The following is a 10,616-nucleotide window of genomic DNA, read 5'->3' as shown; positions in this document are numbered from 1 at the left end:
GATCCGGTCACTGCGGACCTGATGCCAAAGTTGTGGCGCTCCAGTGTTGGAGTTAGGGTTGCCACTCCCGTCTGATTCGCTGCGATGTCGACCAGAGCCAAATTGGCCGTGCCATCGGCAAGCACTAACCGAAGTGCGGACTGGCAATCGGGCAATACAGCATCATCGGGGCCTAATGAGTCTAAATCCAAGGGTACGGTCGCTCCAGGAGGGGTCGCGAGCGCAAAGACCGTCGCATACGGACCAGGGAGTGGCTGTCGGAGTCGAATGCCCACAAGGCTATCTCCCGTGATCGTGCCCAAAGCAATGTAGCCGCATTGCGGCAAAGGTTGGAGATTGACAATCGGCTCTGACGATACGTGAATGAAATTCGCAACGGGGTTTCCACCAGCTGCCGAGAAACGCAACACCACTAAGTATCCGTTGTCAGTGCCAATCAATAAGCGGGCTTGACCGTCGGCGTACTCTGAGCCCGGTAGTTCCGCCGCACAAACGGCGTGTCCATAGGTAGTTGAGTCGATGACAGGCAGGTATGTTGTTGGCGACCCGGCCACTGGAGTGCCGTCAAGGCTGTGCGTCACCGGAAACGTATAAAGTCGATAGTCGCGAAAAACAACCCACGGAGTTGGCTCGACTCCGCGCGTCGGCGAGCTCGAGAAATGATCAGCCCAAACTACATCAACTGGATGCCAGGAGTCTGTGAATTGCACGTTAAGCCGATTCCCGCGTTGGGCGCCGGTCTGCTGATCAAGAGTCATGATCCAGATCCCGCTCCGGGACGTTACGTCGTTTCGCCATAGAATGAAGGGACTGGGTTCGACTCCGTCGGGCTGACGAAACGATGCCGCTTCACGATTGCCTTCCTTTCCGGCACCAGTCTGCACATGGGCCAGATCGATGGCGACAAAATGCGTGTCTGATGCTGCCTGCAGCTTGCCGATTGCCGCCATCATATCTGAGGCGATGGCAAGTCCCGGGCTACCTGCCGCGAAGCACCGCTTGTCGCTCGAGCAGAACAAGCAGAGACTGGATACGACAATGAGCATGAGAATCGGCGGACTCTTCTCCATATTGATTCCTTTCACTTTCCAACACCTGTTCGACCGTTCAGTCTCTCATTTCTCCCCGTGAAGTCAACTGCGGCTTATGAACATCCCAAACTCACTCACACGCCGCGCACGGCATCGGCCCGCCCGCAAAGATGTAGTTGATCAAATACACCGCATCCGAGATTGTGACTAGCCCGTTGCAGTCCGCATCACCGCGAATCACCGGACTCGGCGCCGGCCCGCCGCCAAAGATGTAATTGATCAGGTACACGGCATCTGAGATGCTGATCATTCCGTTACCGTCTGCATCGCCGCACACAAAGGGCACCAGCTCGCTGTTTGGAACCGTGATCGTCGAATCGCCGAAGATGCCCGTCATGCTCGTGTCAATCCCGATCACAACACTGTCCCCATGAATCCGCCAATCGAGTGTAATCAAGTGCGATGTGCTCGCCTCGATTGCCACCGCTTCGTGGTAAAACGTCGTGTTCACCGTCGGGCTCACAATCTGGATTAACAGGTCATATTCAGCCGCCGCACCGAAGTTGTCGACCTGCACCTGCTGATCCGCAGTCAACGTCAACGTCACTGAGTCACCCGCCGGAATCTCGAGCCCCGATATCTGCACCACCACCTCCGAATCCGGCGTGATGCTGATCACCTCGATGAAACTGCTGTCATAGATCCCGCGCCCGGCCTTGCCGCCACCCCCGTAGCTCGTCAGCGACGGCGCCACGGCATCGGCCCGGTAGTAGCAACTGATGATCCCCGACTTGGCCCCGCCGTTGCGAAACACCCGCTTGTGACCGTCCACCACCGTGAACACACCATCCACCACGCCGCTGGCGCGGCAGTACCACTCGCCGGTCGGCAGGAAATAACCGATCGGCGGCGTCTCATTGCCATCCACCGGAATGATCGGTGAGCCGCCCGTGACGCTACCGTAGGTGCCGTTCTGATCAAACCCCATTGTGCCGCCGCCAGAGGTAAAGTGCGCCGAGTCGGCTTCGCCAAAGTAGAAGCGAATCTGCTCAGTGGCCGTGTTGGTGTCGGCCAGCACCAGCGGGTTCAGATAATTGTTGACGGAATCGAGCAGGAACAGTCCATAACTTCCACCCCAACCTGGTTGCCCTGAGTACGACCAGGTGTTGCTCGCCGTGTTGATTTCAACGCGCTTGGTCGTATCCTCCGGGAAGTTGCTGTCGTACGCATAGATATACCACAGGTCAGGATCCGAGCCGTCTTTCAAGCACCGGTACGGCGCGACCGCGTGACCACCAGTGTTTGTCTGATGAAACATCATCAGCGCGCGGTCGTTGCGCGGCCACTGCCCCAGCATCGCCTGACAAGCCGCCAGCGTCGCTGCCGGTGTAATCGAGTTGACCGCGCTATTGATCCGCTGTTGCTGTTGATATCCGAATTGATACAGGTAATATTTGTTGATCAGCGATCGACTCTGGGCACTCAGAGGCACCTCATTGAGACTTGAGTAACCGGAAAACACCGAATCAACCTTGAAGAATCCGTCATAGAATAGCGAACGGCTGGCCGCAAAACCAAAGCACGATCCGGTCCAGACTCCGCGCAAAGCCTCCCATTGCGCCAAAGCCGACGGGCGATAACTCACCTGACCCGGAGGCGGGTCAAAGTAAGCCGCCGCGGGGCTCACAGCCTCGACAAAGAGATCCCAATTGGGGAAATCTGACGGTCGACAGAGCAAGCAGTAAAGATCGCACGGCGAGCCGGCATAGCAGTAGTTGAATGCCTGCCACCACGCACTCGGCCACATGTTGGCCTCCGAGTTCGCAAACGACCAACTCGTGTCGTTCATCTGGTTCGCCAGCCAACGTGCGAGATTCTTGGCATACTGTAGATTATCTTCATGGGTGATGCCGAGATCGGGATGTGCGGTCGAATCCGTGAATCGATACCACGTAGCATCCCAGGCCACCCGCCGTCCATTAAGCTCCTGCAGGCCAATCATATTGAAACCACCATGATTTGCCACTATCTGCCCCGGCGCTCCTCCCTGCAGCGAGCCCTCGTTCAAGTTCCCCTGAATCGTTGTGACATTTTGCCATAGCTCGTGCGGCGCAAACTCGCTGGTCGCGATCGCACAGCCAACCGACCCGCCACAGTGGTCTGCTTCGCATGGGGCACCAGAGAAGCTTAAACTCAAACCCTGTTCGGTCGCAATCTGGTTTGCCGGCCCATCGTAACTACAGTCGTCTCCGATAAACAGTATTGAGTTGCCCGCGTTGAAAAAGTCCTGAACTGCCTGCAATTCCGGTGTGTCAAAGAACGAGGCACTCGTCTCCGTCGAGACCAGCCACAATTGATCATAGTATTGGAGCAAGGGAGTGCTCAGTATGGGAATCAATTGCCGGTCCAGAAGCGTGAAGCTGAAGCCCTCACTTTCGAGCGACACCGGCAAATTCTCATTGTAGTGAAATCCCCGACTACCCGCGCCCGTGCCTGATCCACGAGTCGTGTAGAGAAGAACTCGCTGATTGTGCGCTCCGGGAGTCGATTCACCCACGCAGACCCTGTCATAAGCGACCAGTCCGTAAGCTCCGACACCCACCTTGACGTCACCATCCCAGATAATGTCGACAAGTGTGAACAGCTCATGACCGTTGAGATAAGCCGTGAAGGCATTCCCGGCCTTGACGACGCGGGCATGATTTATCTCACCGACTCCAGTATTGAAGTCTGACCCGAGTCTCTCATAGGCCCAGAGCGCCGGTCGATAATCGGCACCAGCAATCCTGACCTCACATCCAACATAGCCCGCCAACTCGTAGACGATGTTGTACTTGTTTCCCGAAGAGTGATACAACACAATGCGCCAACGATTGGCATCTCCGGCTTGGACGTATAGGTCGACGTCGAATGTATAATCGCCGGTGGGCTGAAATGCATCCTGTAGCAGGAGATTACCTTGATCGGTGTGTGCACTGCCAAGACTCCAGTCACCGGTCATGATTCCGTCGGACTGCGACCAAGACCCACTGACCTGTGACCACAACGCCGTGTTGATGGTTTCTCCGTCGAAATCATCGCACACATCCGCTGCCGGCCAACCAATCAACCCTTGCCGCCCTGCAACCAGCTGACCTGTATCATACTCAGGTTTGGACGGGTGTCTCCCGGCAAACGCCAAATCCACACAAGCGAAACAAGCAATTATGCAGCATCTCGCTCCCAGGCTCACCAAACGCTTAGACATTTTGCCTCCCCGAAAAGAGAACATCTATTCCAACTTCAACTGCCAGTTACATTCCTGCTCTTGCGTAGCTCACCACCACTCACACCTCTACGGACACGCCGCACACGGTTGCGGTCCGCCGGCAAAGATGTAGTTGATCAGATACACCGCATCCGAGATGCTCACGGCGTTGCTGCAATCGGCATCGCCGGCCAAAAGCGGACTCGGTGCCGGCCCGCCGCCAAAGATGTAATTGATCAAGTACACGGCATCTGAGATGCTCACACTACCCGATCCGTCCGCATCACCGCAGCGATAACTCGGCGCCGGAGCATTACCGATCATCTCCGTCGAATCGTACGTGCCGATCATGCCGGTATCGATCATGATCTCGATACTGTCAGAATTGGGCCGCCAGTCCGGCATGATGAGATGCGACGTCTCCTCGCCGATCGGCACATCCTGATGGTAGAACGTCGTATCCACCGTCGGCGACACGATCTGTATCTGCAGGTCGTAGCTCGCCTCAGCCCCGAAATTGTCGAATTGCACCGAATAGTCCGCGGTCAAGGTCATCCGTGCCGAATCGCCTGCCGACGGCACGAAATCCCAGATCGTGACGACAACCTCCGAGTCCGGCTCGATGGAAATCACCTCGATGAAATTGCTGTCACATGCCCCTTGCGAGCCCTTGCCCCCGCTCCTCGGGTAGACCGTCAATGACGGCGTCACTGCATCCGCGCGATAATAGCAGCTAATGATCCCCGACTTGGCGCCGCCGTGACGAAAGATCCGATGTTCGCCGTCAACGATCGCGAAGATGCCATCGACGACTCCGGTGGCTGAGCAGTACCAGTCACCGGTCGGCAGCAGGTACCCGATCGGCCAGGTCTCAGTGCCGGTCGCCGGCGTGATCGGCACGCCGCCGCTCACGGTACCGAACAGATCATTACTGCCAAACCCGATTGTCCCTTGCACGGAGGAGAACAATGCCGAATCGGCCTCGCCGAAATAGAAGCGTGTCTTCTGTGTCACCGACGCTGTATCCATGAGAATCAACGGTGACTCATACTGGCTGACGGGGCTCAGAAGCATCAGCCCGCCACTACCGCCCCAGCTTGGCTGGGCGGCGTAATACCACGCGTTTCCCACTGTGTCAATCGCGATGTAGCGGGACGAATCGTTGGGATGATTGCTATCGAAGACGAAAATCCGCTGTATCGAGCCGCTGCCGGCATTGATCTCCCAGGGCACCACCGCATGTCCGCCCGGACCATTGTTATTGAATAACATCAACACGCGGTCGTTACGCACTGGACTGGCGAGCATGACACGGCATGCGTTCAGGGTCTGCACCGGCGTCACGGTGCCCAGCTGGGCGGCAATCGCCTCCTGCTCGCTCTCGGCAAATTGGTAGAGGTAGTACTTGTTGATCATTGCCCGGCCGGCGTCGCTCAACGGAACTGCGTCAAGTTCGCCGTATCCTGGAAAATCGGTCGCCACCTGACGAATGCCGTCAGTGTAGAGCCACTCAGTGGCCGCAAATCCAAAGCACGACCCGCTCCACGGCCCCTTCAGCGCCGTCCATTGGGCCAACGCCGACGGTCGAAACTTCACCGGCCCCGGAGGCGGATCGAAGTAACACTGCGGAGTTCCGAGTGCGGATACGAACAGCTCCCACCAGTCCGGGAAGTCCGACGGCTCACACAGTATGCAGCACCGTTCGCACGGCGTGATGATCCCACAATAGCCGATCAAACCCCAGTGCGACTCCGGCCACATATTCGCCTCGCTGTTGCCGAACGACCAGGAGCTGACGACCGGATTTCCGCTGCCAATCTGAACGTCGCAGGTGCCGCAATCGACAAGCGCCGGTACAATCGTCCCGCCGGTCTGGGCCGAAAAAATGAACGGCCCAGCCGGATCGACGAAGCTCGAATTGATGTCGATACAACCAGACGAAGCACCCGGCGACTTCCGCAAGTACATCGTGAAGAGCAAGGCTTCGGAGCCAGACGCATGCACGCCAATCGGATTCGTGACCATTAGGTCGACCCAACCAACGAACATCTTGTTCTCAGCAGGTCTCGGCCTGACATAGAATGATCCACCGCTGGGCATGCCGGGACCCTTCACCGCACTTGTCATCTCGTAGAGATCAGAGTCATATGAAAAACCAAGCGAAAATGCCCCAATTTGCAGCTCATTTCGAATGTACACGGGAATGCCGATCGAGTCGCTCTCGTCAGGAAATGAATATGGACAACCACTCAGGATAATGGCATTCTGATTTGTCGGCAATGTGCAGGTACCACCGGCACAGGGTGGGAGTCCAGTGGAAAAAATGTATCTGACTAAATAGTGAACATCGGTTACATTGATTGAGCCGCAGTCGTCGGCATCTCCCTGTGCCATTGTGACGGGTTCGGGCCCCCCTGAGAAAATGTAGTTGAGCAGATAGACAGGATCTGAGACGCTGATCGACCCGTTGTTGTCCGCATCACCACATAAGAAGCTAATGGCGTCCAGCGCAAACACATCCCCGAAATTCGTCCAGGTCACCGTCGGCGTCAAACTCACGGCCTTGCCGTTGACCTTGAACGAGATCACACTGCCAGGGCTTGCCCCCTCGTCAACACCGGAGGTGTACGGATCGTCCTGATAGATCGGCATGACGCCAAATGATCCGTCCGAGTGAAGGACATCCTCTCCGCACTTCGTCCCCTGCGGATCGAACGCCTCGATAATCCCCGAGCGTTCGTTTCCCAGCAGCTTGCTCAGTGCTTTTGACGGTGGCGCGTACACGTTGATCCAACTCGTCGTGGGATTCGCCACCTCGCGGCTGGCCACCTCCCCTTCGGGAGTGACTCCACTTCCCGCCTGCCCCTTCGCGTCCGGGTAGGTCAGCACCGCACTCGACGTCATCTTAATCCAGTAGCCCTTGAGCGGCTCCATTACTCTGGCCGTCGAGTACGTCTGCAGATCGGGATAGAAGCTGAAACCACCGTGGTCGAACGTGAACACACCGTCAACATCAGGCATCACCGACGCTAACGCGATATGCGTGCTTTCCGGCGCCGCCGGCAGGTAGGAAACCAGATTCCACCCGGCATCCAACTGGATCGGCGTGGTCGGAGCTACCGAATTCCCAGTCAACACCAGGGTATCCACTTGCGACATGCGAAACCAATAGCCGTGCAGATGGTCCATCGCGCTTAGCGTGGAAAACGGCGGGTAGGCTGGATCATATGTAAGTCCACCCTGATCATAAGAAGTGATCAGGAGCAGATGATCAACGATGTCATCGATCAGGCAACTGATCGAATCGCAAGGTGTATCCACGGACCAAGAGACCAGGTTATAGCCGGCTTTGAGAACGATAGCCTGCGTCGCCGTCATCTCATCGGCTTCCCGTGTGGCGGCGGATGCGTGCACACTGACCGACAGGCTTCGGCTGGAAAATTCAACATGCAGATTGGTGACAATCGAGATCAAGAAGAATACAGCAATGGCGGACAGCGAACGCGTGTGCACAGGCCCTCCCTTCGGACTTTTTCGTGCGAAATGTCGTCGCTCAGTTCTGGTGTAGTAACTAGCGATGCTAACGTATACTATTTCGTCGTCATTGTCAAGCGCATTGCGGAGCCTTTGCAGCGCAGACTGCATTGAACTCTGGGCAATGCGCCGATCCCGGATTCAATTCCGCGAGACTTGAAGATAAGAGTAAATCGATGTGCTTATTGGGACATTCACCGCGCATTACTCCGGTTCGCCGCCGGTCGCCGCAACTTTCGGCACCCTGATTGTTACCGTCGTCCCCTTACCAAGCTCCGAGCGAATTGCAATCTGCCCGTTCATCTCCAATAATACCCGCTTGGCCGCGCTGAGCCCCAATCCCAATCGCACTCGCCCCGCTTTGATCACGAAGTTGGGCTCAAATATGTGCTCAAGCTTCTCCGCGACAATGCCGCGTCCATTGTCGGCGATCTCGATTGTCACGGCTTCTTCGCTGGAGGATGTCGTCAGTGCAACCTCGCCTGTTTCCGCGACCGCCTGAAAAGCATTCTCCAAAACTGCCAGCAGGACCTGGTTGAGTTCGCGTCCGGAGCAGGTAACTGGCCCGATGTCGCCGTACCTCCGCACCAGTCGGATTGTCGCCGGAAAGCGCGGCTTCAGAAGCTCAATCGTCGCATCCATGCACGCATTGACCTCCAACGGCATTACTTCCGGTCGATCGATGAGTGCGAATGTCTTCAGCGCCGCGATCACTTCCCCGATTCGTTGCGTTGCCGCATTCAGTGCCTCAAGATTGGCGCGAATCCCTGCGGACGCGCCCGCCTCCGCTGCATCGACTTCTCGCTTCACGAACGACGCGATCGTCTGGCTCGATGACCGGGCGACCGCAATCGGCGTGTTGAGTTCATGCACGATCCCGGCTGCCAGCTTACCGAGTGCGGCCAGCTTGTTCGCCTCCAGCAACTCCTCGTGCTGCTCCTGTAACAGCTGGTGCGCTCGCAGTAGTGCCTCACGATTCGACTCGCTCTCGCGTAATCGCGCGGCCGCTGCTGCCACCGCCAACTCACTCTCCCGCTGTCGCAGACCACGCAACTTGAGCGCGATGATGTCCGCCCCCGATTGCGCTAACTCTAGCCGTGAATTGATCTCGCCTTCGGCCACGTGCAGGCCCGCCAGATACAACACTCCAATTCGCTCCCCATCACTCGTCACCGGCACCGCTATCGACATCTTTGGAGTCGCTTCAGCATCACCAACAAGCCGAGTGACCGCAATTTCCTGGGCACGAAATGCCTGCTGCAACTGCTGATCCGGTTCCTCCGTGACAGCAGCCGCACTCAATTCCGACCTGCTGCTCCGCGCCATTACCCGCCAGCGCTCACCGGCATCGTCAAACTCGACTGCCCAGGCCTCACCGGCGCCGACCACTGATGCCAGCCGAGTCAAGTACGACTCCAGCTCGCTTTCGTTCCTGAGCTCCTGCCGGATGATCGCCGTCAATCCGCCGAACGCCTCAAGCAGACGCTGGAGGACTTCGGTCCGCTCTTGCAGCAGCCCCCGAACATCGACGCTGTCAAAACTCCGGGTACGGCTATCGATGAGCGTCCAGTCCGCCGCCGCAGTCGCCATTGCCTCCGGCGCCGCCGCCGGTGGGCTTGAACCAAGGACCGCAATCACCTTACCGAACCCCAGCAAATCGCCCGATCGAATCACCTGCGCATCGGACACGCGCGCCCCGTTGACGAATGTGCCGTTCTTGCTGCCGAGATCAACCAGTCTTGTTGACTCCGAGGTCACCTCAAGCCTGGCGTGCTGACGCGAGACGGTTGGATCATCGATGGCAATTTCGCAGTGGGGATCTCTGCCGACCAGATGCGTGCCGGCAGGCAATTGCCAACTCGCATCCCCCACTGCCGAAATCACTGTCAGAGTCAAGGCGTCCAAGTCGTGTCGCTCCTCCCCGCCATCGTTCCTGTCCGCGCCCGCCCTGCAAGGCAGTTTCGTTGCCGAGAGCCAAGCAGCCTCAGCCGCAATCTCGGCACACCCAGAGCGGATCACTGTAAAAACTAACCTCCTCCCAAGGCTATTGCAATCTAAATCACGGAGCGTTCTGTCTCAGTTTCGCATTGTGCTCGTTCAGGCGTCCTTCCATTGCCGCTTCAGCTTATCGGAACGCATTTCTCGCCACCCCTAACCATCATTGAAATTCAAGTGTCTTAATTCGTAGGTCAGGATCCCTGCGATCCTGACTCTCGTCTACATCAGCTTCTCCCCGAAGAACAAGCAATTCAAAATCCTCACCGCTCAAACGAAGGAACATCCTCGTGGATTATTGGGTCACATGAACGCCTTGATCGCCTCATGCAGAAAGACCCGGCCTGCGCCGGGTCCTCCTACCCTCCCTTTCACTGCACTATGTATCGAACCGCCTCAGCCACCGATCGCGGTGACGGCCTGCGGCTACTTCAGCAACAGCATCTTTCGCGTCGCGCAAAATTCACCCGCATCGAGGCGATAGAAGTACACGCCCGACGCCACCGCGCTCCCACTATTGTCACGCCCATCCCACATCACCGCATGTGTTCCGGCCGCGCGCAACCCTTCCGCCAGGGTCACGACGTTTTCACCGAGGACGTTATAGATCACCAGCGTGACCTCCGCCGGTTTCGGCAGGCTGAAGCTGATCTCGGTCGACGGATTAAATGGATTCGGCCGGTTCTGCTTCAAAGCAAACTCCGTCGGCAGGACCCTCTCAACCTTCGCCGATGAGATCGTGGTCGCCATCTCCCGAGCATCCGAATCCACGACGATCGCGCTCGTCAACACCAACTCCCCATCACCCT

Annotated in this window: 5 protein-coding genes; all 5 read right to left on the bottom strand. The window is 57.4% G+C overall.

Annotated features, from left to right (window positions below; genetic code table 11):
- A partial coding sequence (locus IT585_12425) for a hypothetical protein (GenBank protein ID MCC6964052.1) occupies window positions 1–1,085 on the bottom strand: 1,085 nt, incomplete at its 3' end.
- A gap of 76 nt (window positions 1,086–1,161) precedes the next feature.
- Window positions 1,162–4,140 carry a hypothetical protein gene (locus tag IT585_12420; protein ID MCC6964051.1) on the bottom strand — a complete coding sequence of 993 codons (2,979 nt, stop codon included), beginning with the start codon at window positions 4,138–4,140 and terminating at the stop codon, window positions 1,162–1,164.
- Window positions 4,141–4,365: 225 nt separating this feature from the next.
- Complete coding sequence (locus tag IT585_12415; protein ID MCC6964050.1) at window positions 4,366–7,791, bottom strand: hypothetical protein; 3,426 nt, start codon at window positions 7,789–7,791, stop codon at window positions 4,366–4,368.
- 225 nt (window positions 7,792–8,016) lie between these two features.
- The gene (locus IT585_12410; protein MCC6964049.1) at window positions 8,017–9,717 is read right to left on the bottom strand and encodes an FHA domain-containing protein; all 1,701 of its coding nucleotides are present in this window, start codon (window positions 9,715–9,717) and stop codon (window positions 8,017–8,019) included.
- Between the two features lie 516 nt (window positions 9,718–10,233).
- The gene (locus IT585_12405; protein MCC6964048.1) at window positions 10,234–10,596 is read right to left on the bottom strand and encodes a T9SS type A sorting domain-containing protein; all 363 of its coding nucleotides are present in this window, start codon (window positions 10,594–10,596) and stop codon (window positions 10,234–10,236) included.
- Window positions 10,597–10,616: the final 20 nt, after the last annotated feature.

The organism is Candidatus Zixiibacteriota bacterium (assembly GCA_020853795.1).
Lineage (GTDB): Bacteria > Zixibacteria > MSB-5A5 > CAIYYT01 > CAIYYT01 > JADJGC01.
Note: the sequence above shows the minus strand (reverse complement) of the source record. Positions and strands in the feature narration are given on the sequence as shown.